The sequence below is a fragment of the Sanguibacter hominis ATCC BAA-789 genome (assembly GCF_012396185.1).
Lineage (GTDB): Bacteria > Actinomycetota > Actinomycetes > Actinomycetales > Cellulomonadaceae > Flavimobilis > Flavimobilis hominis.
The window spans coordinates 203,578-226,716 of record NZ_JAAXOW010000004.1; the positions used below are offsets into that span (position 1 = coordinate 203,578).

A 23,139-nucleotide genomic window follows, 5' to 3' on the forward strand; every position below is an offset into this window, starting at 1 on the left:
CTGCCGAACCCCTCGCCGAGGATCGGCGGCGCTCAGGCCGCCGAGAGCGGTCGCGCCGCGCGGCCCGCGCGGGCCGCGAGGATCTCCGCGAGGACGGAGACGGCGAGCTCGCCCGGCGTGCGGGCGCCGACGTCGAGCCCGAGCGGGGAGCGCACGGACGCGACGAGCGCGGGGTCGACGCCGTCGGCCAGGAGCGTCGCGGCGCGGCGGTCGCGCGTGCGGCGGGACGCCATCGCCCCGACGAACCCGGTGCCGGCGCGCAGCGCCAGGCCGAGGGCGGCGGCGTCGTACCGCTCGTCGTGCGCCATGACGCACAGCGCGTCGCGCACGCCGAGACCGAGCGTCGGCAGCACGCGCTGCGGCCACGCGGCGACGACGTGCGTCGCGTCCGGGAAGCGCTCCTTCGTGCAGAACACGGGGCGCGGGTCGCACACGACGACGGACCAGCCGGCGGCGGCCCCGAGCGTGCACAGGGCTGCCGCCTCGGCGGTCGCGCCGACGAGGACGAGCCGTGGCGCCGCCGCCTGCTCCTCCCAGAACAGGGGCGCGCCGTCGGGTGCGGACGCGTGGTCGCGACCTGTCGCGGGACCGTCCACGACGACGCCGTAGCGCGCCGAGAGCCCCTCGGCCGCGCGCTCGAGCTGGTGCAGAGCGTCGGGGGAGTCGTCGAGGAGGCGCACGAGCACCTCGATCCGGCCTCCGCACGTGACGCCCATCGACAGGTCGTCGGTCAGCGGGCCGAGACCGAGCAGGTCGGGCGGCGAGCCTGCGGGCTCGAACAGGGCGGCGACGTCCGCGGCACCGTCGGTGTCGGACGACGCGGCGTCGGCCCGGCCGAGCACGTGCGCGGGCTCGCCCGCGAGCACGGCGACGCACGCCTCGTGGACCTGAGCCTCGACGCAACCGCCGGTCAGCGAACCGAGGACGGCGCCGTCGTCGCGCACGGCCATCGACGTCCCTGCCGGCCGGGGCGCGCTCCCGTGCACCGCGACGATCGTCGCGACGGCGACGCGGTGACCCTGGCGCTGCCACGCCAGCAGGTCTCGGGAGAGCTCGAGCATGCGGACGACGCTACGGAACAGATGTTTCAGGGCCGTAAGCGCCCGGAGACGTCCGCGCAACACGCGCCGCGCAGCATGGGCACAGCAGCAGGACCAGACGAGGGAGACCACCATGACCATCACCACCGAGCCCACCACCGCCATCGAGACGCGGTGGCTCGACCTGGCCGTCGACCTTGCCGTCCGCAACGTCGCCGAGGGCGGTGGACCGTTCGGCGCCGTGATCGTGCGCGGCGGGGAGCTCGTCGCGACGGGCCAGAACCGCGTGACGCGCGACCTCGACCCGACGGCTCACGCGGAGGTCCAGGCGATCCGCGCCGCGTGCCGCAAGCTCGGCTCGTTCTCGCTCGCGGGCTGCGAGCTGTACACGTCGTGCGAGCCGTGCCCGTTGTGCGCGTCGGCGTCGCTGTGGTCGCGGATCGACCGCGTCGTCTTCGCGGCGGACCGGCACGACGCCGCAGCGGGCGGGTTCGACGACCGCGCCTTCTACGAGCTCATGACGCAGGAGCCCCGCACGTGGCCGACGCCGGTCGAGGGTGTGCGTACCGCCGCAGCCTTCACGCCGTTCGACGCGTGGAACTCGCACGCGGCCCGCACGGACTACTGAACGCTCCGGCTCTGCAGAGGTTTACCGCAGTGAAACGTCCGTTGCGCCCTCCTGAAATACGTCCCACCTAGTTTCAGTGGCGTAGGGGAAAAGCGGGTGCGGCTGGGGCCGCCCGACAGAAAAGAGATCCGCATGACCGTCTCGACCACGACCCACCGCCGTCGTCTCGGCCTGAAGGCTGCAGCGTTCGCCGCAGCCGCCACGCTCGCCCTCGCGGGGTGCAGCAGCGAGAGCGACGCAGCGGACAGCCCGGCGCCGGGTGGCGCGGCCGCCGACCTCGGCACGCTGACCGTCCAGCTCTCCTGGATCAAGAACGCCGAGTTTGCGGGAGAGTTCTTCGCGATCGAGAAGGGGTATTTCAAGGACGCCGGGTTCAGCGACGTCATCCTCAACGCGGGCCCGGGCGCGACCGAGTCGATCGTCCTGTCGGGCGGTGCGGACTTCGGCCTCTCGAACGCGGTCTCCGTCGGTTCTGTCATCGCGGAGGAGGGCGCGCCGCTGAAGATCGTCGGCACGACGTTCCAGAAGAACCCGTTCACGATCCTGTCCCTCAAGGACGGCGGCAACATCGCGACGCCCGCCGACCTGGTCGGCAAGAAGATCGGCGTCCAGGCCGGACCGAACGAGGCGCTGTTCGACGCGCTCCTCGTGGCGAACGGCATCGACGCGAGCACGGTCGAGAAGGTCCCGGTCGAGTACGACCCGGCGCCGCTCGTCAACGGCGACGTCGACGGGTTCCTCGCGTACGTGACGAACGAGGCGATCACGGTCGAGGCGGAGGGGCACCCGGTGACGAACCTGCTCTTCGCCGACAACGGTCTGCCGTTCGTCGCGGAGTCGGTCGTCACGACCGACGAGATGATCGAGAAGAGCCCGGAGAAGGTCAAGGCGTTCCTCAAGGCCGAGATCCTCGGCTGGAAGGACGCGGTCGCCGACCCTGAGGAGGGTGCGCGCCTCGCTGTCGAGAAGTACGGCAAGGACCTCGGGCTCGACCTGGAGAAGGAGGTCGAGCAGGCGACCGTCCAGACGTCGCTGATCGTCACGGACGACACGAAGGCCAACGGCCTGTTCACGATCTCGGACGAGCTGATCGCGCAGAACCTCGCGACGCTCAGGGCGTCGGGCATCGAGCTCGAGGCGTCCGACCTGTTCGACCTGTCGCTGCTCGCCGAGCTCCTCGCGGCCGAGCCGGACCTCACGAAGTAGGGGAAGCACGATGACCGTCACGGTGGCGGGCTCCGCTGCCCAGGGAGTCGCGGGCTCCCTGGGCACGGGGGTCCGGATCGAGAACCTCACGAAGACCTTCGGCTCGGGCAGGCGCACGGTCACGGCGCTCGACGACGCGACGCTGTTCACGGACCAGGGGACGTTCTTGTCCCTCCTCGGTCCGTCCGGCTGCGGCAAGTCGACGATCCTGCGGATCCTCGCGGGGCTCGAGCAGCCGACGAACGGGACGGCGCTCGTCGACGGCCGCACGCCGCTCGAGCTGCGCGAGGCGCACGAGCTGGGGATCGCGTTCCAGGACTCGGCCCTGCTGCCGTGGCGGTCGGTCATGGCGAACATCCGGCTGCCGTTCGAGGTGGCCGGTGCTCGCCCCGACGACGCGCTCGTCGAGGAGCTGATCAGGCTCGTCGGTCTTGAGGGGTTCGAGAAGGCGAAGCCGTCGCAGCTCTCAGGAGGCATGCGGCAGCGCGTGTCGATCGCGCGTGCGCTCGTCGTCCGGCCGAGCGTCCTCCTCCTGGACGAGCCGTTCGGTGCGCTCGACGACATGACGAGGCAGCGTCTCAACCTCGAGCTGTTGCGGATCTGGACGGAGAAGCCGGCGACGACCCTCATGGTCACGCACGGCATCTCCGAGGCGATCTTCCTCTCGGACCGTGTCGCGGTGATGAGCGCACGCCCGGGGCGGGTCAAGGAGGTCATCGAGGTGGACCTCCCGCGGCCGCGCCTCCCGGAGATGCAGCGCACGCCGGAGTTCCACGCGCTGTGCGACCACGCGTCCGACCTGCTGTTCGGGTCGGGCGGGGTGGTCGGGGAGGAGCCGTGACGACGGTCGAGCGGCTGCGTGGCTGGCTCCCGGGCGCCGTCGGCCTCGTGGCCCTCGTCGCGCTCTGGTGGGTCGCGGCGGTGACGGTCCTCGCGGGCTCGACCCTGCCGACGCCGGGCGGTGTCGTCCGGGCGCTCGTCGACGACGGGTGGGCGTTCTACTCCGCGAACTTCGGGGTGACGATCGAGGAGGCGGTGCGGGGGTTCCTGATCGGCAACGGACTCGCGCTCGCGCTCGCGTCGCTCGTCCTGCTGGTGCCGCTGGTCGAGCGGGTCGTCATGCAGGTCGCTGTCATCAGCTACTGCCTGCCGCTCGTCGCGATCCTGCCGATCATCTACATCGTCATCGGGCCGCCGCCGTCGGGCGAGCCGTCCGGGACCGCAGTCGTCCTCGCTGGGCTGTCGGTGTTCTTCACGACGGTCGTCGGCGCTGTCCTGGGGCTGCGCGCGGCGGACCGCGCGAGCCTCGACGTCGTGACGGTCTACGGCGGCGGCCGGTGGAAGCAGCTCACGAAGGTGCAGCTCTTCGCGTCGCTGCCGAGCGTCGTCTCGGCACTGCAGGTCGCGGCGCCTGCGGCGGTGCTGGGCGCGATCCTCGGCGAGTACATCGGCGGGATGGACCGCGGTGTCGGTCCGGCGCTCGTCAACGCGCAGCAGTCGCTCGCGTCCGAGCGTGCGTGGGGCATCGCGCTCGTGTGCGCGCTCGTCGCGGGGGCGGGCTACGCGTTCTTCGGCCTCGTCGCCCGGTGGGTGACGCCGTGGGCCGGCGGTCGGACGGAGGCGGCACGATGAGCCAGACCAGCACGAGCGTGGCGGTGCGCGCCGGAGGCCCGGGGACGCTGCGGGCCGCAGGCCACGGGACGCTGCGCGCAGCGACCCGGGGGACGCTGCGCGTCGTGGTCGACGCCGCCACGACCCTGGTGATCGTCCTCGTTCTGTGGGTGGCCGCGCTGCGCGTCTTCGACGTCTCGCCGTACGTGGGCAAGGGACCGCGCGACGTGTGGGAGTACCTCGTCGAGGTGCCGAAGGCGGCCGCGAACCGCGCGGAGATCGTCACGCTGCTCGGCGAGACGCTGCGCGACGCGTCGCTCGGCTTTGTCACGGGCATGGTCGCCGCGCTCGTCCTCGCGGGGGCGATCGTGCTGTCGCGCGGCGTCGAGGCGACGGTCATGCCGGTCGCGATGCTGCTGCGCTCGGTGCCCCTCATCGCGCTCGCGCCGATCATCTTCCTGCTGCTGGGGCGTGGCGCGGTCACGGTCGCGGTCATGAGCGGGATCGTCGTGCTGTTCCCGGCGCTCGTGACGATCGTGTTCGGGTTGCGCTCGGCGTCGCCGCAGATGCGCGACGTCGTGCACGTGTTCGGGGGCTCCGACCGGGCGGTCCTGACAAAGGTCGCGCTGCCCTCGGCGCTGCCGGCGCTGTTCGCGTCGGTGCGCGTGGCGGTCCCGGCGGCGATCACGGGGGCGCTCATCGCGGAGTGGCTCGCGACGGGGCAGGGCATCGGGTACGGCGTCGTGTCGGCGGTGGGGCGCGCGCAGAACACCAAGGTGTGGGCGATGGTCGCCGCGATCACGCTGGTCTCGCTCGTGCTGTACACGTTCGCGCAGCTCGTCGAGCGCCTCGTGCTGGCCCGGTTCGGGGACGGCGGTGGTCCTCGCTGACGGCCGCGGCGTCGAGCCGCGGCCGTGGCAGCGTCCCCGTGCGTCGGGGCTCGTGCTCGCGGCTGGCGCCGGCACGCGGATGGGCGTGCCCAAGGCGCTCGTCCGCGACGCGGACGGGCGCACGTGGCTGAGCCGTGCCGTCGAGGTCCTCGAGGAGGGTGGCTGCGAGGACGTGACGGTCGTGCTCGGGGCGCAGGCCGACGTCGCGCGCACGCTCGTGCCAGCGGGCGTGCGGGTCGTGACGGCGCACGGCTGGGCGGCGGGCTTGTCGGCGTCGCTCGCGGCGGGACTCGCGTGCTTCCTCGGTGACGACGAGCGCGCCCGCGCTGACTGCGCGGTCGTCTCGCTCGTCGACCTGCCGGACCTGAGGCCTGCCGCGGTGCGCCGCGTGCTCGGCTCCGCGCCGTGCGCGGCGAGCCTGCGGCGCGCGGTGTACGACGACGCTCCCGGGCATCCCGTGGTCGTCGGGAGAGACCACTGGGCTGCGCTCCTGCGCCAGGTGGATCGTGCTGGTGGGGACCGCGGCGCGGGCCCGTACCTGCGTCGCGCGGGCTGCGAGCCGGTCGACTGCACGGACATCGGCGGAGGGTGCGACGTCGACTCCCCGCCGCGCGGGTGACGTCCACAGCGGGCTGACGCCCCGGCTCGCGCGGTCCGATGCATCCCTTACGCTGGCTGCGAGTGCGCCGCGGTGGCGCGCTCGCTCGGCAGAGGAAGCAGGCTGGCCATGTCGCAAGGACGCAAGCTCGTCATCGTGGAGTCCCCCGCGAAGGCGCGCACGATCGCGTCGTACCTGGGTGACGGGTACGAGGTCGAGGCGAGCGTGGGGCACATCCGTGACCTCCCGCAGCCGTCCGAGCTGCCTGCCGAGATGAAGAAGGGCCCGTTCGGCAAGTTCGCAGTCGACGTCGAGAACGGGTTCACGCCGTACTACGAGGTGTACGGCGACAAGAAGAAGAAGGTCGCCGAGCTGAAGCGTCTGCTCAAGGACGCCGACGAGCTCTTCCTGGCCACTGATGAGGACCGCGAGGGCGAGGCCATCGCGTGGCACCTCCTCGAGGCGCTCAAGCCGAAGGTTCCGGTCAAGCGCATGGTGTTCCACGAGATCACCCGCGAGGCGATCACGCGGGCGCTCGAGAACACCCGGGAGATCGACGAGCGTCTGGTCGACGCGCAGGAGACGCGCCGCATCCTCGACCGCCTGTACGGCTACGAGGTGTCGCCGGTGCTGTGGCGCAAGGTCCGGCAGGGCCTGTCTGCGGGGCGTGTGCAGTCGGTCGCGACACGGCTGGTCGTGGAGCGCGAGCGGGAGCGCATGGCGTTCGTCGCTGCCGAGTACTGGGACCTCACGGCCGAGTTCACGACGCCGCAGGGCGAGCGTGACGACCAGTGGTTCAACGCTCGTCTGACGTCGCTCGACGGCGCGCGCGTCGCGTCGGGCCGCGACTTCTCGGACCGTGGCGAGCTCAAGTCGGCGTCGACGGTGCACCTCGACGAGGAGACGGCTCGCGCCGTCGCCGCGGCGATCGACGGCCAGGCCGCTACGGTGCGCAGCCTCGAGACCAAGCCGTACACGCGCCGTCCGGCGGCGCCGTTCACGACGTCGACGCTCCAGCAGGAGGCGTCGCGCAAGCTCCGCATGAGCTCTCGTCAGACGATGCGCACGGCGCAGACGCTCTACGAGAACGGGTACATCACCTACATGCGTACGGACTCGCCGGCGCTGTCGACGCAGGCGATCGACGCCGCGCGCCGTCAGGCGTCCGAGCTGTACGGCGCTGCGTACGTCCCCGACAAGCCGCGCCACTACGCGTCGAAGGCGAAGGGTGCGCAGGAGGCTCACGAGGCCATCCGCCCTGCTGGTGACTCGTTCCGCACGCCCGCGCAGGTCGCGGGCGAGCTGTCGGGCGACCAGTTCAAGCTGTACGAGCTCATCTGGAAGCGCACGGTCGCGTCTCAGATGGGTGACGCGCGCGGGTCGACGGCGTCGGTGCGCCTGGGGGTCGACGGCACTCGCGCGGACGGCACGAAGGTCGACGCCGTGTTCTCGGCGTCGGGCACGGTCATCACGTTCCGGGGCTTCCTCGCCGCGTACGAGGAAGGTCGCGACACCGACAGGTATGACGACGACGCGAAGAAGGACGGCGAGTCGCGCCTGCCCGAGATGTCGGAGGGAGACGCGCTCACGAGCCGCGACCTGACGGCGGACGGGCACACGACGTCGGCTCCGCCGCGCTTCACGGAGGCGAGCCTCGTCAAGGCGCTCGAGGAGCGCGGCATCGGCCGCCCGTCGACGTACGCGTCGACGATCTCGACGATCCTCGACCGCGGCTACGTGTTCTCCCGCGGGCAGGCGCTCGTCCCGTCGTGGATTGCGTTCGCGGTCGTGCGGCTCCTCGAGGAGCACTTCGACCGTCTGGTCGACTACGACTTCACGGCCGCGATGGAGGCGGACCTCGACCAGATCGCCGCGGGCGACGTGGACCGCACGGCGTGGCTGTCGAAGTTCTACTTCGGCGACGGCGCCGACTCGAAGGACAGCCTCAAGGCTCTCGTCGACAACCTCGGCGACATCGACGCACGCGACATCAACTCGGTCCCTGTCGGCGAGGGCATCGTCCTGCGCGTCGGCCGCTACGGGCCGTACATCGAGGACACCGCCGCCGAGGTCAAGGAGGGCGAGAACCCGCCGCGCGCCTCGGTGCCGGACGACGTCGCGCCCGACGAGCTGACGGTCGCGAAGGCTCGTGAGCTGATCGAGACGCAGGCGGACGGCGACATCGTGCTCGGGGCTGACCCGCAGAGCGGTCACCCGATCGTCGCGCGTTCCGGCCGGTACGGCCCCTACGTCACGGAGGTGCTGCCCGAGCCGAAGCTTGAGGAGGGGCTGTCCGCGGCGGCGAAGAAGCGAGCGCTCGCGGCGCTCCCGAAGCCCCGCACGGCGTCCTTGTTCAAGGACATGTCGCTGCAGACGATCACCCTCGAGGATGCGCTGCGGTTGCTGTCGCTCCCGCGCGTGGTGGGCGTCGACCCGGAGACGGGTGCGGAGATCACGGCGCAGAACGGCCGGTACGGGCCGTACCTGAAGAAGGGCACGGACTCGCGGACGATCGCGAGCGAGGACCTGCTGCTGACGATCACGCTCGAGGAGGCGCTCGCGATCTACGCGCAGCCCAAGCGTGGCCGCGGCGCGACGGCGGCGGCGCCGCTCAAGGAGCTGGGCGAGGACCCGACGTCGGGCAAGCCGATCGTCGTCAAGGACGGCCGCTTCGGCCCGTACGTGACTGACGGGACGACGAACCGGACGTTGCCGAAGGACGCGTCGATCGAGTCGATCACGCACGAGCAGGCGGTCGAGCTCCTCGCGGAGAAGCGCGCGAAGGCCCCGGCGAAGAAGACGGCTGCGAAGAAGGCGCCGGCCAAGAAGCCAGCGGCGAAGAAGGCCCCGGCGAAGGCGCCCGCGAAGAAGCCGGCGGCGAAGAAGACGGCCGAGTAGCCCGCCCTCCCGCGGCGGCCCGGCCGAACGCTCGGGAGAAGTTCGTCACACAGGCCTTGTCATTTCTTCAAACTCCTGGCGGCGCGTCGATTGACGAGATACCACACGCCGTCAGGAGCTTGAGATGAACTCGTTCGACGCACCCACCCCTCCTCGCCGCCGGGGAATCTCGGCTGCCTTCGGTGACCGCTCCATCCGCACGAAGCTGCTCGGGCTCGTCGCGGTCACGACCCTCGTGACCTTTCTGCTGGGCGGGCTCGCGCTGCAGTCTGTGAGCGCCCTGCGCAGCACGATGAACAACCTCGTCCAGGACCAGGCGAGCCTCAACGTCTCGCTCGCAGCCGTCAAGGACGGAGTCTGGAACATGCGTAACCGGGCTTCGATGCTTGGCAGCTACATCGGAGGTGACGTCACGGACCAGGTCGCCGCGCTGAACGAGGCGACCACCCAGCTCGACGGCGCGGTGACCGAGCTGGCCGACGGCTTTCACGCCTCGGCAGGCCGAGACTCGCAGAACCTCACCGACTTCGCGACGTCGCTCGCCGCCTATCGCGACCTGCTCACGAACGGGATGATCCCTGCCGCGCAGGCAGGCGACAACGCCGCGTACGCCAAGGTCGACGAGGAGATCACCCCCATCGGCGGGACCGTCGTCGCAACCCTGAGCAGCACGAACGACGAGATCATCGAGCACCTGCAGGGTCTCGCGAACGACGCGGACCAGGCAGCCCAGCGACAGATGCTCGCGATCGCGGTGGCGATCCTCGTCGGGACCGGCCTCGCCCTGGCCTTCGGCCTCGCGCTCGCCCGGTTCGTGCGCGGCCCGATCAGCAAGGTTCAGCGGTCGCTCGAGGCGATGGCGGAGGGCGACCTCACTCTCGGTGCTGACGTGGGGACGGCGGACGAGCTCGGGCAGATGGCGAGAGCGCTCGGCCGTGCCCAGACGGCTCTGCGGGAGACGATCGCGTCCGTCGTCGCGACGTCGGACACGGTCGCGAGCGCAGCCGAGGAGCTGTCGTCGTCGACCTCCCAGATCACCGCGACGTCTGAGGAGACGTCGGTGCAGGCAGGGAGCGTGGCCTCGGCTGCGGACCAGGTGTCGCAGCGGATCCAGACCGTCGCCGTCGGCGCGGAGCAGATGGGCGCCTCCATCCGGGAGATCTCGCAGAGCACGAGCGACGCGGCACGCGTCGCGGGCAAGGCGAGCGATGTCGCTCTCGCGACGAACGACACGGTCTCGAAGCTCGGTGCCAGCTCCCAGGAGATCGGCAACGTCATCAAGGTCATCACGTCGATCTCCGAGCAGACGAACCTGCTCGCGCTCAACGCGACGATCGAGGCTGCGCGCGCAGGAGCCGCGGGCAAGGGCTTCGCCGTCGTGGCGTCGGAGGTCAAGGAGCTCGCGCAGGAATCGGCGAAGGCGGCCGACGACATCGCTCGTCGGATCGAGGCGATCCAGGCGGACGCCACCGGAGCGGTCGGCGCGATCGACGAGATCACCGAGATCATCGGGCGGATCAACGACTTCCAGACGACGATCGCGTCGGCGGTCGAGGAACAGACCGCGACCACGAGCGAGATGGCGCGCAACGTGAACGAGGCGGCGACCGGCTCGGGCGAGATCGCCGCGAACATCACCGGGGTCGCGTCCGCCGCGCAGGTCACCTCAGGTGTCGTCGCCCAGGTCGGTGACGCGGTGAACGAGCTCGCGCGCATGGCCGCCGACCTGCGGGCGCAGGCTGCACGCTTCGTCTACTGACGGCCGCCACGACAGATCGCCCGGTCGCACGCTCTGCGCGTGCGACCGGGCGATCTGCGTCTGGCAGCGGGCCGGCTACTCGGCGGCGAGGCCGTCCAGGACCGGCATGCGGGCCGCCCGGATCGACGGCCACACGGCCGCGACGAGCCCGACCAGCGCCGCGAGCACGACCATCCCGCCGAGAGTGCCCCACGGGATCACGAGCTGCGTCATGCCCTCGTCCTTGAACACGGCGGGCAGCGCGGTCGCGATGCCCACGCCCACGCCGACGCCGAGGATCGTGCCGAACAGGGCGGTCAGCACCGACTCGATCGCGACCATCGTCGAGAGCTGGAGCCTACCCAGACCGACGGCCCGCAGCAGCGCCACCTCGCGGGTGCGTTCGATGATCGACAGCGCGAGCGTGTTGACGATCCCGAGCACCGCGATGAGGACGCTCAGGCCGAGCAGCGCGTAGATGACCGTGAGCATCATGTTCACCTGGTCGGCGAGCGCGTTGACCATCTCCTCGGAGTCCATCACCGAGATCACGAAGTACGGCTTGGCGATCTCGACGAGGTCGGCGCGCAGCTGGTCCGTCGTGACGCCGTCGGCTGCGGTCGCGAACGCGACGGCGATCCCGGAGAGCTCCGGTCGCACGACCTTCTCGTAGACGTCGCGAGGGACGAACATCGCGCCGCCGAACGCCTGCGAGTCGATGATCGCGCCGATGCGGACCTGCGTGCCGGCCGTGCCGTCGGTGACGCCCTGCTCGGAGCCGAGGGTGACGACGTCGCCGACCTTCCAGCCGTTGCTCTTCGCGGCCGGCTTGAGCGCGAGGGCCTCACCGCGTCCGTAGGAGGCGAGCTCGCCGTCCTCCACCGTGACGTCGATCGAGCGTTCCCAGAGCGCAGGCTCCGCGGAGAACACGAACTGCGGGGTGCTGATGCCGGACGCGAACGTCACGCCGTAGTCGGCGACGTCGAGCGCGGCGACCGACGGCGTGGCCGCCATGGCGTCGGCGACCTGCTGAGGGAGGTCTCCGCCCTGCGACTGGACGATGAGTTCCGCCTTGAGGTCGGACTCGATGACGGAGCCGATCGACGCGGTCGTGGACGCCGCGAGGACACCCGAGGCGCTCACGAGGACCATGCCGATCATGAGGGCGCCAGCGGTCGACGCGGTGCGGCGGGGGTTCCGCACGACGTTGCCGCGTGCGAGCCCGCCGAGCGGCTTGCCCAGCGCGGCGAACGGCGCAGCGAGCACCGGGACGATCCAGCGGGCGAGGATGGGAGCGAGGACCAGCATGCCCACGACGAGCGTGACCGCACCGATCCCGAGCATCGTCGGGGCGCCCTCGACCACGAGGCCGTCGGCGGTCTTGGCGAGCGACGCGTACGCGACGCCGCCGATGCCCGCGAGCGTGAGCACCGCACCGATCGCGGTGCGCACGCGCAGCCCCTTCTCGGAGGGCGCCTCCGCGCGCATCGCCTCGACGGGCGCGGTCAGGGCCGCCCGCCGGGCGGGGATCGCGGCCGCGACGAGCGAGACGACGGTGCCGACGACGAGCGAGATCACGACCGTGTCGGCGGTCAGCTCGACCGCACCTCCCATCTCCATGCCCATGTTGGACAGGAGCGCAGACAGACCTGCGGCGATGCCGATGCCGAGCCCGATGCCGACCGCGGAGCCGAGCACGCCGATGACGAGCGCCTGGCCGAGGATCGACGCGAACACCTGTGACGGGCTCGCACCGATCGCCCGCAGGAGCGCGAACTCCCGCATGCGTTCGCGCACGCTCATCGAGAACGTGTTGGCGATGAGGAACCCGCCGACGAAGAGCGAGACCCCGGCGAACACGAGGAGGAACACCTGGATGAAGCCGAGCATCTCGCCGATGGCGTCGCTCTGCTCCTCGCGCATCGTGTCGCCCGTGACGACCTCGGCGGTGGCCGCGCCGTCGACGGAGGTGCTCGCGGCGAGCTTCTGTGCGACGGCGTCGCGGAGCTGGGTCTCGCTCACCCCGGGCTTGCCGAACACGGAGATGGTGGGGACGGTGCCCTCGGGGGCGTAGGCGGCGGCGGCGACCTCGGGGTCGAGGCCGATGAGCAGCGCGCCGGCCATCGTCGCGTCGAAGTGCGCGAGACCGGAGACGGTCACGTCGAGGATGTCGCCCGCGAGGATGATCTTGGTGCGGTCGCCGGTCGTGAGGCCGGCTCGCTCGGCGGTCGACTCCTCGAGGACGATCTGCTCGGGCCCGACGGCGTAGTCGCCGTCGGTCACCCGCACGACCGTGTCGTCGCGGGCGAGCGCGACGCCGAGCGTCGGTGCGCCGGACGTCGTCACCGCGGTGCCGTCCTTGCCGACGAGGACGAGCGTGCCGCTGTAGTCGGCGTAGGCGCGGTCGACGCCGTCGGCCTCACGGACCGTGTCGACGAGGCTGGCGGGGACGGGGGCGTGGACGCTCCCGGCGGAGCCGGTCGTGGAGTCCATGCCGACGACCATGTCTGCGCCGCGGACGTAGGTCTGGGCGGAGTAGGAGGAGTCGACGATCGCGTCGAAGGTGCTCGCCAGGACGGCGCGCAGGGAGTAGGTGCCGGCGACGAAGGCGACGCCGAGGGCGACGGCGAGGACCGCCATCCCGAAGCGGACGAAGTGGGCGCGGATGCCGCGCAGCGCGACGCGGATCATCGGGCCGGCACCTCGGCTGCTGCGTCGAGCGCGCTGCGCGCACCTTCGCTGCGGGCGGGGGTGAGCTCGGCGAGCTGGGCGAGGATCGCGTCGTGGGTGGGCTCGCGCAGGTCGGCTGCGAGTCGGCCGTCGGCGAGGAACAGGACGCGGTGCGCGTACGACGCCGCACGCGGGTCGTGCGTGACCATGACGACGGTCTGCCCGAGCTGCTCGACGGAGCGGCGCAGGAACGACAGGACCTCGGTCGCGGAGTGGGAGTCGAGGTTGCCGGTCGGCTCGTCGGCGAAGATCACGGCGGGCTTGGACACGAGGGCGCGGGCGCACGCGACGCGCTGCTGCTGGCCGCCCGAGAGCTCGTCGGGGCGGTGGCGCAGGCGGTCGCGCAGGCCGACGGTCTCGATGACCTCGTCGAACCAGGCGCGGTCGACGGGTCGCCGGGCGATGTCGAGGGGGAGGGTGATGTTCTCCTCGGCGGTGAGCGTGGGGATGAGGTTGAACGACTGGAAGATGAAGCCGAGGTGGGTGCGGCGGAGCTTGGTGAGGTTGCGCTGGTTCATGCGGCCGATCTCGTGGCCGTCGACGACGGCGCGGCCCGACGTGACGCGGTCGAGGCCTGCCATGCAGTGCATGAGCGTGGACTTGCCGGAGCCGGAGGGACCCATGATCGCGGTGAAGCGGCCGGACGCGAAGTCGACGTCGATCCCGTCGAGAGCGGTCACGGCGGTCTCTCCCGAGCCGTAGACCTTGGTCAGGCCGCGGGCCCACGCCTGCGGGGCGGTCCCGTCGGTGAGGACACCGAGTGTCGCGGTCGAGCTGTCGGGGGTGGCGGTCATCATCGTTCCGTTCGTGTCGTGAAGAAGCGTGGGTGTGGTCTGTGTCTCCATGAGCCTCCCGCGCCGGGCTCTCGGGCGTCATCGGGATTTCCCCCCAGTGCACCCCTGATTCCCCACCCTGAGAGCTCCCTGAACGGGGCACGCGGGCGGGGGTGGTGCGCGCTAGCGTTGCCTCATGAGCAACGACGCCTCCCTGATCCAGTCCATGCCCTCCGCGACCGTCCCTGACCCGGCGACGGCGCCGTCGATCCGCTGGGGCATCCTCGGTGCCGGCAACATCGCGGGCTCGTTCGCCGCAGCGGTGACGGCTCACACTCGTGCGCAGCTCGTGGCGGTCGGGTCGCGCGACCGTGTGCGCGGGGAGCGGTTCGCCTCGGCGCACGGCATCCCGACGACGCACATCGGCTACGAGGAGCTCGTCGCGGACGACCACGTGGACGCCGTGTACATCGCGACGCCGCACTCGGAGCACAAGGACCAGGCGCTCCTCGCGATCTCGGCGGGCAAGCACCTCCTCGTGGAGAAGTCCTTCACGCGCAACGCGGCGGAGGCTCGTGAGGTGTTCGACGCTGCTCGCACGGCGGGCACGTTCGTCATGGAGGCGATGTGGACGCGCTTCCTGCCGCACGTCGCCGCTCTGCGCGCTGTCGTGGGGTCCGGGCTGATCGGCGAGGTCGTCAACGTGTCGGCGGACCACGGGCAGAAGTTCGTGCACGACCCCTCGTCGCGGCTGTTCGACCCGGCGCTCGCGGGCGGCGCGCTGCTCGACCTGGGCGTGTACCCGGTGTCGTTCGCGCACGACCTGCTCGGGGCGCCTGCGTCGGTGACGGCGGTCGGTGCGCTGACGGACACGGGCGTGGACGGTCAGATCTCGATGGCGCTGACGTACGGCGAGCGTGCGCACGCGACGCTGTCGACGACGTTGTGGGCGCGGACGCCCACGGTCGCGCTGGTCTCGGGCACGGACGGGTACATCGAGGTCGCGGGGAGCTTCTACTCGCCGACGTCGTTCACGGTGACGCTGAACGACGGTTCGCGCTGGACGTACGACCGTCCTGCGGTGAAGGGGCTGCAGTACGAGGCGGCGGAGGTCGCGCGCTGCGTCGCCGAGGGGCGCACGGAGTCGGAGCGCATGACGTGGCAGGGGACGATCGACGTCCTGGAGACGATGGACGAGGTCCGTCGTCAGATCGGCGTGGCCTACCCGGGCGAGTGACGTGGCGGCCGGGCCCTGCGGGGCCCGGCTCGCGGTCCGCTGCGTCGGAGGGGGTCGGTAGGCTGGCGCCGTGACTGTCTCCTCCCTCGGATCGCCTTCGGCGTCGGGTGTCTTCGTGTCCTTCGAGGGCGGCGACGGCTCCGGCAAGACGACCCAGATCTCCTTGCTCGCCGACTGGTTCTCGCGGATCGGCTACGAGGTCGTCACGACGCGTGAGCCGGGCGGCACGGCGATGGGCCTCGACCTGAGGCGCCTCGTGCTGCACGGCGAGGACATGGACCCGCGCACCGAGGCTCTGCTGTACGCCGCGGACCGGGCGCACCACGTCGACACGGTCGTGCGGCCTGCGCTCGAGCGTGGCGGCGTCGTCATCACGGACCGCTACCTCGACTCGTCCGTCGCCTACCAGGCTGGCGGCCGCGAGCTGAGCGCCGCCGAGATCGAGAACCTCTCGCTGTGGGCGACGCACGGTCTGCTGCCGCACGTGACGATCCTGCTCGACGTCGACCCGGCGATCGGGGTCGCCCGCGTCCCGGGTGGGCTCGACCGGCTCGAGCGCGCCGGCGCCGAGTTCCACGTCCGCACGCGCGAGGCGTACCTCGCGCGCGCCGCCGCTCACCCCGGTCGGATCGTCGTCGTCGACGCGGCACGGTCGATCGAGGAGGTGCACGCGCACGTCGTCGAGCTCGTCGCGCGCCGCCTCGGCATCGACGTCGACTCGTCGCTCGCGGTCGTCGAGGACTCCCCGCGCGACCCGGCAGTGGGGGACGCGTGACGGACGTCTGGGCGGACGTCGTCGGGCAGGAGGACGCGATCGCGCCGCTGCGCGCGGCAGCAGCCGACGACGCGGCGATGACGCACGCGTGGCTCGTCACGGGCCCGCCCGGCTCGGGCCGTTCGAACGCCGCGCGCGCGTTCGCGGCCGCGCTGCAGTGCACGGGCGACCCGGCCGTGGACGAGCGCGAGATCGCCGCGGTCATGCGAGGCGCGCACCCTGACGTGACGGTCGTCGCGACCGACAAGGTCACCATCTCGATCGACGAGGTGCGCGGGCTCATCGGCCTCGCGCAGCGCAGCCCTGCGCACGGCCGCTGGCGCGTGATCATCGTCGAGGACGCCGACCGCATGCTCGAACGCACCTCCAACGTCCTCCTGAAGGCGATCGAGGAGCCGCCCTCCCGCACCGTGTGGGTGCTGTGCGCGCCGAGCCCGCAGGACGTCGTCGTGACGATCCGCTCGCGCTGCCGCAAGATCGCCTTGCGTGTGCCGCCCGTCGAGGCGGTCGCGGACCTTCTGGTGCGGCGCGACGGCGCCGAGCCGTCGGTCGCGCTCGAGGCCGCGCGCGCGGCGCAGTCACACATCGGCCTCGCACGGCGTCTCGCCCGTGACCCCTCGGCGCGCGAGCGCCGGGACGCCGTCCTGTCGGTCGCGCGGCGCATCCGCGGCGTCGGGGACGCCGTGCTCGCGGCCGGCGAGCTCGTCGACGTCGCGCAGGCGGAGTCTGCCGCGCACTCCGAGGAGCGCAACGCGGCCGAGAAGGCCGACCTGCTGCGCACGCTCGGCGTCGAGCCGGGGCAGACCGTCCCGCCGAACCTGCGCGCGCAGGTCAAGCAGCTCGAGGACGACCAGAAGCGCCGCGCGACGCGCGCGCAGCGCGACACGCTCGACCGGGCGATGGTCGACCTGCTGTCGCTGTACCGGGACGTGCTCGTCATCCAGCTCGGCTCCGACGTCGAGCTCGTCAACACCGCGCACGCCGAGACCGTGCGTGCGCTCGCCGAGGAGTCGACCCCGGAGCAGACGCTGCGTCGCATGGACGCGATCGGCGCGGCGCGCACGCGCCTGACCGGCAACGTCGCTCCGCTGCTCGCGGTCGAGGCGATGATGATCGCCCTGCGCCCCCAGGGCTGAGCAACGTCTCGCACGTCCGACACGCAGCGGCGCGAGCCGTTACGGTGGAGCACGTGCTGAAGACCACCGCCGCCCGCCTGTCCGTCTCGTCCGCCCTGCACGGCGGGAACCGCGGGACCAGGCGTGCCGCCCGGTGGTCCGCAGGCTCCCTCGTGCTCGTGCTGGCCCTCGCCGGGTGCACGGCGGGCAAGGAAGCGATCGACGTCGACCCGAGCGCCACGAGCACCGGGCAGCCCGGTGCCGGTGCCGGGCTCGCCCCGAAGGATCTCGACCCGTCGATGCTGCCGTTCTACGAGCAGTCCGTCGCGTGGGAGGAGTGCAACGACGACCACCTGTGCGCGACGATCGACATCCCCGTCGACTGGGCGGACGCGTCCGCGGGCAAGGCGAGCCTCGCGGTCGAGCGGACCCAGGCGTCCGGGACGAAGCAGGGCTCGCTCCTGATCAACCCGGGCGGTCCGGGCGCGTCCGGCATCGACTTCCTCGACGCAGCGGTCTCGGTCATCAGCCCGGAGGTCCAGGAGGCGTACGACGTCGTCGGTTTCGATCCGCGCGGCGTCGGGAGGTCGAGCCCTGTGACGTGCCTCGACGACGCGGGCAAGGACAAGCTGCTCTCCAGCGACTTCGACATGTCGACAGACGCGGGTCGAGCGGGCTTCCAGGCGGCGTGGACCGCCTTCGGCGCTGCGTGCCAGTCGAACACCGGCGCGATGCTCGAGCACGTCGACACCGGCAGCGCGGCCCGCGACATGGACCTGCTGCGGGCGCTCCTCGGTGACGAGAAGCTCACGTATCTCGGCTACTCCTACGGGACGCAGCTCGGCGGGACGTACGCCGCGCTGTTCCCGGAGCGCGTGGGGCGTCTCGTCCTCGACGGCGCGGTCGACTACACGCTCGAGGCAGACGAGCTCAGCGCCGGCCAGGCCGAGGGCTTCGAGCGTGCCCTGCGCGCGTACGTGACCGACTGCATGGCGGGCGCACGCTGCCCGCTGACGGGCTCTGTCGACGACGGCCTCAAGCAGATCCGCGACCTGACCGAGCGCGCGTTCACGGACCCGCTGCCGACGCAGGACGCAGGCCGCGTCCTGACCCGCACCCTCGCGTTCTACGGGATCGCGATCACTCTCTACGCCGACGAGTCCTGGCCCGTGCTGACGCAGGCGCTCACGATGGCGCTCCAGCGCAACGACGGCTCCGGCCTGCTGTCGCTCGCTGACGCCTACAACTCCCGGGACCTCGACGGCGGGTTCCAGGACAACTCGACCGAGGCGTTCACGGCGATCGGCTGCGCCGACGGCCGCGCCCCCGCCGACCTCGCGCACATGCAGGCCGAGCGGGACAAGATCCTCGCCGTCGCGCCGACCCTCGGCGAGTCGTTCGCGTGGAACGCTCTCGTGTGCGCCGGCTGGCCCACGCCGGCAAAGCCCTTCACGGCCGACCCGTCGGCGCCGGGCGCCGCCCCGATCGTCGTGATCGGCACGACGAACGACCCGGCGACGCCCTACGAGTGGTCGCAGTCGCTCGCGAAGACGCTCGAGTCCGGTGTGCTGCTCTCCTGGGAGGGCGAGGGGCACACCGCGTACGGCCGCTCGAACGACTGCATCGCGGGCGCCGTCGACGCGTACCTCCTCGACGGCACCGTCCCCGAGGACGGCCTCGTCTGCTGATGTCGGGGCGCCTCGCGCCGACCGAGTTGGACCGCTCCCGTTGACGTGGTTATAGTTGTCGCGGCTCGACGGGTCCGCCCGTTGATGACCAGCCGCCTTAGCTCAGTCGGCAGAGCGTTTCACTCGTAATGAAAAGGTCAAGAGTTCGATTCTCTTAGGCGGCTCCACCAGAAGGCCCTCGGGATCATCCCGAGGGCCTTCTGCATATCCCGGGTGATGCGGGCCGTGACGGTTCCCGCCGGGCGAGGAAAGGACGGACCCGTGCGTCCACGTGCCACCGGCGGCACCGCGGCAGGGCTGCTGCTCGCTGCCGTCGTGCTCTACGCGCTCAACCTGCGCGGTCCGATCGTCGCCGTCGCCCCGATCGTGCAGGACGTCGCGGCGGGCCTCGGGATCTCCGTCGCCGCGGCCGGGGTCTTCTCGAGCATCCCCGTCGTGCTGTTCGCGGTCGCGACCCCGCTCGCGGCGTTCCTCATGCGCAGGGCCAGCCTCGAGACGACGATCCTCCTGTCCCTCGCCGTCGTCGCGCTCGGCACGGTCGTCCGGTCGCTCGGCGACTTCGCGTGGGCCGTGACGGGCACCGTCGTGATCGGTGCGGCGATCGCGGTGGGCAACGTCGTCGTGCCGGTGATCGTGCGGCGGGACTTCCGCGGGCGCGAGGGGGTCGTCAACGGCGTGTACACGGCGTCGCTCAACGCGGGCTCGGTCCTCACGACGGCGCTCACGGCGCCGCTCGCCGACCTTGTCGGGTGGCGGTGGGCGCTCGCGTCGTGGGCGCTGCTCACCCTCGTCGCGGGCGCCGTGTGGTGGCGGGTGCGCGGTCGTGCAATGCCGGGCCCACAGGCTGTCGCAGGGGAGGAGGCGGGCGTCGACGCGGCGCCAGGGCGCGCACGCGACGCCTCGGCGACCGGTAGCCCGCCCGTCGCAGCGCGCAGCACGGGCGCTGCCCTCGAGCGGGGCAGCGGCGGCCCGGCGCGCCCGGTGTGGCGCCGGGGCGACGTCTGGCTGCTCGTCGCTGCGATGGGAGGCCAGTCGTTCTCGTACTACGCGCTTAGCGCGTGGCTGCCCACGCTCCTCGCGGACACGGTCGGCCTCGACGCGAACGGCGCCGGCGTCGCGTCGGCGGCGTTCCAGGCGTTCGCTGTCGTCGGAGCGATCGGCGCGCCGGTGCTCATGGCGCGCGGCGTGTCGACCCGTGTCGTGCTCGTCGGCCTCGCGCTGCTGTGGGTCGCGCTGCCCGTCGGCCTGCTCCTCGCGCCGGGGGCGAACGTCGTGTGGATGTCGTGCGCGGGCGTCGCCCAGGGCGGCAACTTCACGGTGCTCATCACGATCATGGGGCGGCGCGCGCGGGACGGTCGCGAGATGCAGCGCATGTCGGCGTTCGTGCAGGGCTGCGGGTACGGGTTCGCGGCGACGGGGCCGACGCTGCTCGGGGTCGTGCACACGGCGAGCGGTGGCTGGACCGTACCCCTCGTCGTCGTGCTCGGTGCGCTCACCGTCATGGCGACGGCGGGTCTCGCCGTCGCGTCGGCGCGCCCGCTGCCGGCGCGGCCGGTCTAGCCGACCGGGCCAGGCACGGGCCCGCTCAGGGCTGGCGGCGCGAGGGTCAGGTGCGCACGATCGTCACGGGGCACGGCGCGTGCTCCATGAGCTGGCTGGAGACCGAGCCGAGCATGAGCCGCTCGAACCCGCCCATGCCGCGCGAGCCGAGCACGAGCCACGTCGCACCTGCCGCGCTGCGCAGGAGCCCGCGTCCGGGGCTGGACCTCAAGATCGTGCGGACGAGCTGGTCCTCCGGGAGGTGGCTGATCCCCGCGCGCTCGATCGCCTCGTCGAGGTGCTGGCCGGAGCGGTCCTCGAAGTCCTCGATCGGTGGCACCCAGCCGAACGACTCGCTCGGGATGCCGCTCGTGGCGAACTGCCAGCACGTCACGGCGTGCAGGGGGAGGTGGCGACGCTGCGCGGCCTCGGCGGCGAACTTGAGGGCGGCGACCGAGGCGGGCGAGCCGTCGACGCCGACGACGATGCGCGGCGTCTCGTCAGCCTCCGCGCCGTCGAGCGCGGCCTCCCGCTGCTGCTCGGCCCGTTCAGGGTCAGGGATGATGGTGACCGGCAGGTGCGCCTGACGGACGATGCCCGCCGAGACGGACCCCATGAAGAGCCGACCGAGCCGCCCGACGCCGCGGCGACCGACGACGAGCATCGACGCACCCGCGGCCGCCTCGATGACTGCGGGGACGACCGGTCCCTGCACGGGGGTGCGGATGATCTCGAGCCCGCTGAGGTCGTGCTTCTCCTGCACGCGGGAGATCGAGGAGTCGATCCGCTCCTCGGCGAGCGCGGTGAGGCGCCGGAACGTCTCGTCGACGTCCGTGATCGCCATGATTCCCTCGGAGGCGTGGACCCACGTGGCGTCCCAGGCGAGGACGACCTCGAGGGGCACGTGCCGCGACTCGGCGGCGTCGGCCGCCCAGGCGAGGGCGTGGTCTGAGTTGAGCGAGCCGTCGACACCGACGACGACGCGGTTCGAGGACATGGTCATCACCTGCTCCCGTCGCCGGACGCTCCGTCGCGTCCGTTCTTCCAGTCTGGCCCTGTCCGCGCGGGAGGACAACAGTGCCGGTGGCGACGTGAGATTCCACGGATCGCAGGATGAGCCGCAAGGATGGGGGGCGTGGAGACACATGACGAGGAGAGCGTCTGGTCTGTCGACCTGACGGCGGACCTGGAAGGCGGCGGGGGTGTGACAGGGCACGACCAGGTGTGGTTCGAGGGCATCTTCCGCACGCACGCCCCGGCCGTGCACCGGTACTTCGTGCGTCGCACCCACGTCGGTGAGGTGGACGACCTGACGGCGGAGACGTTCGTGGTGGCGTGGCGCCGGCGCGCCGACGTGCCGGACGGCGCGGAGCTGCCGTGGCTCTACCGCACGGCAGGGTTCTTGCTCGCCAACCACCACCGCAAGGGCAGGCCGGTCCCGGTGGACCGCCTCCCGGACCAGGTTGACCACGCCGACCCGGCGCACCTGGTGGTCGTCGACGAGTCGGTGCGGCAGGTGCTCGCGTCGATGTCGTCGCGCGACCGGCAGGTGCTCGTGCTCAACGCGTGGGAGGGCCTCACGGGGGACGACCTCGCGGCGGTGCTCGGGATCTCCCGCGGTGGCGCGGACGCGGCGCTGAGCCGGGCTCGCGCCCGGCTGCGAGAGCAGTGGGAGAAGCGCGAGGCGGTGGAGGGGCGATGAGCGGTGGACGGGGTCCCAGGGGTGACGACGGTTCGAGAGGGCAGGAAGACATGACAGGACGCGAGAACCAGGGTCACCTGGTCGGCGACGACGCGCGGGACGTGGCGTTCGAGGCTCTCGTCCTCAGCGACCCCGCTGGTGCGAGCGTCCCTGACCCGGAGCGACTGTGGCCGCTCGTGATGGCGCGGACCCAGGAGGACGGGGCGGGCGAGTACGGCACCTCGTCGTCGGGCGGGTCGTCGACGCTGCTCGTCGACGTGCCGGGCGCTGCCTCGGACGAGAGCGCGGGTGTCGTCGTGAACCTTGCCGCGCGCGGTCGTCGCAGGTTCGTGCGGGTCGCCGCCGCGGCCGCGGTCGTGGCGGTCGCCGCTGGTGGCGGCTACGCGATCGGCACGCAACGAGCGCCGGGTGCGGCGGACGTCGTGGCGTCCGCGCCCCCCGTCCTCGGTGCGGAGTCCGTCGAGGATCCCGCGGAGGAGGCGGACGAGCCGCAGCGCCTCGCGTTCGTCGCCGGGGACCTCCCGGAGGGTCCTGGTACGGCGTCGGTGTGGGTGCTGGACCCGTCGGTCGACCCGAGCGCCCCGTCGGGGGACCTCCCGACGGAGGGTGTGCTCGCGGACGACCTGTTCGAGGACAACGGGACGCTCGTGCGCGGTGAGCTCGTCGGCGAGCTGCCGCTCGTGACGGTCGAGGAGGCTGCGGAGCGGCTCGGGGACCCCGTCTACGCCGTGAGCCGCGAGCGCGGTGCGCCGCTCGTGGCGACGGCGTCGGACCCGGCGGACGTGCCCGACGGGCAGGTGCCGTGGGGTGTGATCGAGGTGTCGATCACTGGTGCCGATGTGTCGAGCGAGATCGTTCGCGGGGGCGACGGCCGTGACTGGGTGGTCCCGGTCTACGCGTTCACGGACGGGCGGGACAACGTGTGGCGTGTCCTGGCGCTGCAGGACGACGCGATGGACCTGGTCGGCTGA

General features: G+C 72.0%; 19 protein-coding genes and 1 tRNA gene. 16 read left to right on the forward strand and 4 right to left on the reverse strand.

Annotated features, from left to right (window positions below):
* Window positions 1–32: 32 nt before the first annotated feature.
* Window positions 33–1,061: an XdhC family protein gene (locus tag HF995_RS12315; RefSeq protein WP_168448098.1), complete on the reverse strand. Its 1,029-nt coding sequence runs from the start codon at window positions 1,059–1,061 to the stop codon at window positions 33–35.
* Window positions 1,062–1,173: 112 nt separating this feature from the next.
* Between HF995_RS12315 and HF995_RS12320 the strand changes: the two genes are divergently transcribed.
* The 8 genes from HF995_RS12320 (at window position 1,174) to HF995_RS12355 (ending at window position 10,630) form a co-directional block, all read left to right on the forward strand.
* Entirely contained in the window at window positions 1,174–1,668 is a 495-nt protein-coding gene (locus HF995_RS12320) for a nucleoside deaminase (protein ID WP_210727458.1), read from the forward strand.
* Window positions 1,669–1,800: 132 nt separating this feature from the next.
* Window positions 1,801–2,874 carry an ABC transporter substrate-binding protein gene (locus HF995_RS12325; RefSeq protein WP_168448099.1) on the forward strand — a complete coding sequence of 358 codons (1,074 nt, stop codon included), beginning with the start codon at window positions 1,801–1,803 and terminating at the stop codon, window positions 2,872–2,874.
* A 10-nt stretch (window positions 2,875–2,884) separates the two neighbouring features.
* Window positions 2,885–3,715: an ABC transporter ATP-binding protein gene (locus HF995_RS12330; RefSeq protein WP_168448100.1), complete on the forward strand. Its 831-nt coding sequence runs from the start codon at window positions 2,885–2,887 to the stop codon at window positions 3,713–3,715.
* Window positions 3,712–4,506, forward strand: coding sequence for an ABC transporter permease (locus HF995_RS12335; RefSeq protein WP_168448101.1), 795 nt, complete (start codon window positions 3,712–3,714; stop codon window positions 4,504–4,506). Before HF995_RS12330 ends, HF995_RS12335 begins: the two co-directional genes overlap by 4 nt.
* Window positions 4,503–5,375, forward strand: coding sequence for an ABC transporter permease (locus tag HF995_RS12340; protein ID WP_168448102.1), 873 nt, complete (start codon window positions 4,503–4,505; stop codon window positions 5,373–5,375). Before HF995_RS12335 ends, HF995_RS12340 begins: the two co-directional genes overlap by 4 nt.
* A complete protein-coding gene (locus tag HF995_RS12345) occupies window positions 5,362–5,994 on the forward strand; it encodes a nucleotidyltransferase family protein (protein WP_350308885.1) in 633 nt (210 codons plus the stop codon). Before HF995_RS12340 ends, HF995_RS12345 begins: the two co-directional genes overlap by 14 nt.
* A gap of 108 nt (window positions 5,995–6,102) precedes the next feature.
* Window positions 6,103–8,871, forward strand: coding sequence for a type I DNA topoisomerase (topA, locus tag HF995_RS12350; protein WP_168448103.1), 2,769 nt, complete (start codon window positions 6,103–6,105; stop codon window positions 8,869–8,871).
* 124 nt (window positions 8,872–8,995) lie between these two features.
* Entirely contained in the window at window positions 8,996–10,630 is a 1,635-nt protein-coding gene (locus HF995_RS12355; protein ID WP_168448104.1) for a methyl-accepting chemotaxis protein, read from the forward strand.
* Between the two features lie 75 nt (window positions 10,631–10,705).
* On the opposite strand, the gene HF995_RS12360 is transcribed toward HF995_RS12355, so the two are convergent.
* Window positions 10,706–13,300, reverse strand: coding sequence for an ABC transporter permease (locus HF995_RS12360; protein ID WP_168448105.1), 2,595 nt, complete (start codon window positions 13,298–13,300; stop codon window positions 10,706–10,708).
* The gene (locus tag HF995_RS12365; protein ID WP_210727459.1) at window positions 13,297–14,133 is read right to left on the reverse strand and encodes an ABC transporter ATP-binding protein; all 837 of its coding nucleotides are present in this window, start codon (window positions 14,131–14,133) and stop codon (window positions 13,297–13,299) included. Before HF995_RS12365 ends, HF995_RS12360 begins: the two co-directional genes overlap by 4 nt.
* Window positions 14,134–14,308: 175 nt before the next feature.
* Here HF995_RS12365 and HF995_RS12370 point away from each other — a divergent pair, with 175 nt between their 5' ends.
* From HF995_RS12370 to HF995_RS12395, 6 genes are all read left to right on the forward strand, one after another.
* On the forward strand, window positions 14,309–15,349 hold the full coding sequence (locus HF995_RS12370) for a Gfo/Idh/MocA family protein (RefSeq protein WP_286189608.1): 1,041 nt from the start codon (window positions 14,309–14,311) through the stop codon (window positions 15,347–15,349).
* Between the two features lie 70 nt (window positions 15,350–15,419).
* On the forward strand, window positions 15,420–16,124 hold the full coding sequence (gene tmk, locus HF995_RS12375) for a dTMP kinase (RefSeq protein WP_168448107.1): 705 nt from the start codon (window positions 15,420–15,422) through the stop codon (window positions 16,122–16,124).
* Entirely contained in the window at window positions 16,121–17,260 is a 1,140-nt protein-coding gene (locus HF995_RS12380) for a DNA polymerase III subunit delta' (protein ID WP_168448108.1), read from the forward strand. The genes tmk and HF995_RS12380 overlap by 4 nt, the downstream gene beginning before the upstream one ends.
* A 53-nt stretch (window positions 17,261–17,313) precedes the next feature.
* Window positions 17,314–18,927, forward strand: a complete 1,614-nt coding sequence (locus tag HF995_RS12385) for an alpha/beta hydrolase (protein ID WP_350308886.1) — start codon at window positions 17,314–17,316, stop codon at window positions 18,925–18,927.
* A gap of 91 nt (window positions 18,928–19,018) precedes the next feature.
* Window positions 19,019–19,094 (forward strand) — tRNA-Thr (locus tag HF995_RS12390).
* Window positions 19,095–19,188: 94 nt separating this feature from the next.
* On the forward strand, window positions 19,189–20,487 hold the full coding sequence (locus tag HF995_RS12395; protein WP_350308887.1) for an MFS transporter: 1,299 nt from the start codon (window positions 19,189–19,191) through the stop codon (window positions 20,485–20,487).
* A 46-nt stretch (window positions 20,488–20,533) separates the two neighbouring features.
* On the opposite strand, the gene HF995_RS12400 is transcribed toward HF995_RS12395, so the two are convergent.
* The gene (locus HF995_RS12400) at window positions 20,534–21,463 is read right to left on the reverse strand and encodes a universal stress protein (protein ID WP_168448110.1); all 930 of its coding nucleotides are present in this window, start codon (window positions 21,461–21,463) and stop codon (window positions 20,534–20,536) included.
* Window positions 21,464–21,601: 138 nt separating this feature from the next.
* Between HF995_RS12400 and HF995_RS12405 the strand changes: the two genes are divergently transcribed.
* The gene (locus HF995_RS12405; protein WP_350308888.1) at window positions 21,602–22,168 is read left to right on the forward strand and encodes an RNA polymerase sigma factor; all 567 of its coding nucleotides are present in this window, start codon (window positions 21,602–21,604) and stop codon (window positions 22,166–22,168) included.
* A 50-nt stretch (window positions 22,169–22,218) separates the two neighbouring features.
* Window positions 22,219–23,139 carry a hypothetical protein gene (locus HF995_RS12410; RefSeq protein WP_168448112.1) on the forward strand — a complete coding sequence of 307 codons (921 nt, stop codon included), beginning with the start codon at window positions 22,219–22,221 and terminating at the stop codon, window positions 23,137–23,139.

Excerpts from the sequence above, each read along its gene's own strand:
- HF995_RS12410 (WP_168448112.1), top strand. The coding sequence starts at position 22,219 with ATGACAGGACGCGAGAACCAGGGTCACCTGGTCGGCGACGACGCGCGG.
- HF995_RS12370 (WP_286189608.1), top strand. The coding sequence starts at position 14,309 with ATGAGCAACGACGCCTCCCTGATCCAGTCCATGCCCTCCGCGACCGTC.
- HF995_RS12400 (WP_168448110.1), bottom strand. The coding sequence starts at position 21,463 with ATGTCCTCGAACCGCGTCGTCGTCGGTGTCGACGGCTCGCTCAACTCA.
- HF995_RS12320 (WP_210727458.1), top strand. The coding sequence starts at position 1,174 with ATGACCATCACCACCGAGCCCACCACCGCCATCGAGACGCGGTGGCTC.
- HF995_RS12355 (WP_168448104.1), top strand. The coding sequence starts at position 8,996 with ATGAACTCGTTCGACGCACCCACCCCTCCTCGCCGCCGGGGAATCTCG.
- HF995_RS12330 (WP_168448100.1), top strand. The coding sequence starts at position 2,885 with ATGACCGTCACGGTGGCGGGCTCCGCTGCCCAGGGAGTCGCGGGCTCC.
- HF995_RS12360 (WP_168448105.1), bottom strand. The coding sequence starts at position 13,300 with ATGATCCGCGTCGCGCTGCGCGGCATCCGCGCCCACTTCGTCCGCTTC.
- HF995_RS12325 (WP_168448099.1), top strand. The coding sequence starts at position 1,801 with ATGACCGTCTCGACCACGACCCACCGCCGTCGTCTCGGCCTGAAGGCT.
- topA (WP_168448103.1), top strand. The coding sequence starts at position 6,103 with ATGTCGCAAGGACGCAAGCTCGTCATCGTGGAGTCCCCCGCGAAGGCG.
- HF995_RS12315 (WP_168448098.1), bottom strand. The coding sequence starts at position 1,061 with ATGCTCGAGCTCTCCCGAGACCTGCTGGCGTGGCAGCGCCAGGGTCAC.
- HF995_RS12340 (WP_168448102.1), top strand. The coding sequence starts at position 4,503 with ATGAGCCAGACCAGCACGAGCGTGGCGGTGCGCGCCGGAGGCCCGGGG.
- HF995_RS12365 (WP_210727459.1), bottom strand. The coding sequence starts at position 14,133 with ATGACCGCCACCCCCGACAGCTCGACCGCGACACTCGGTGTCCTCACC.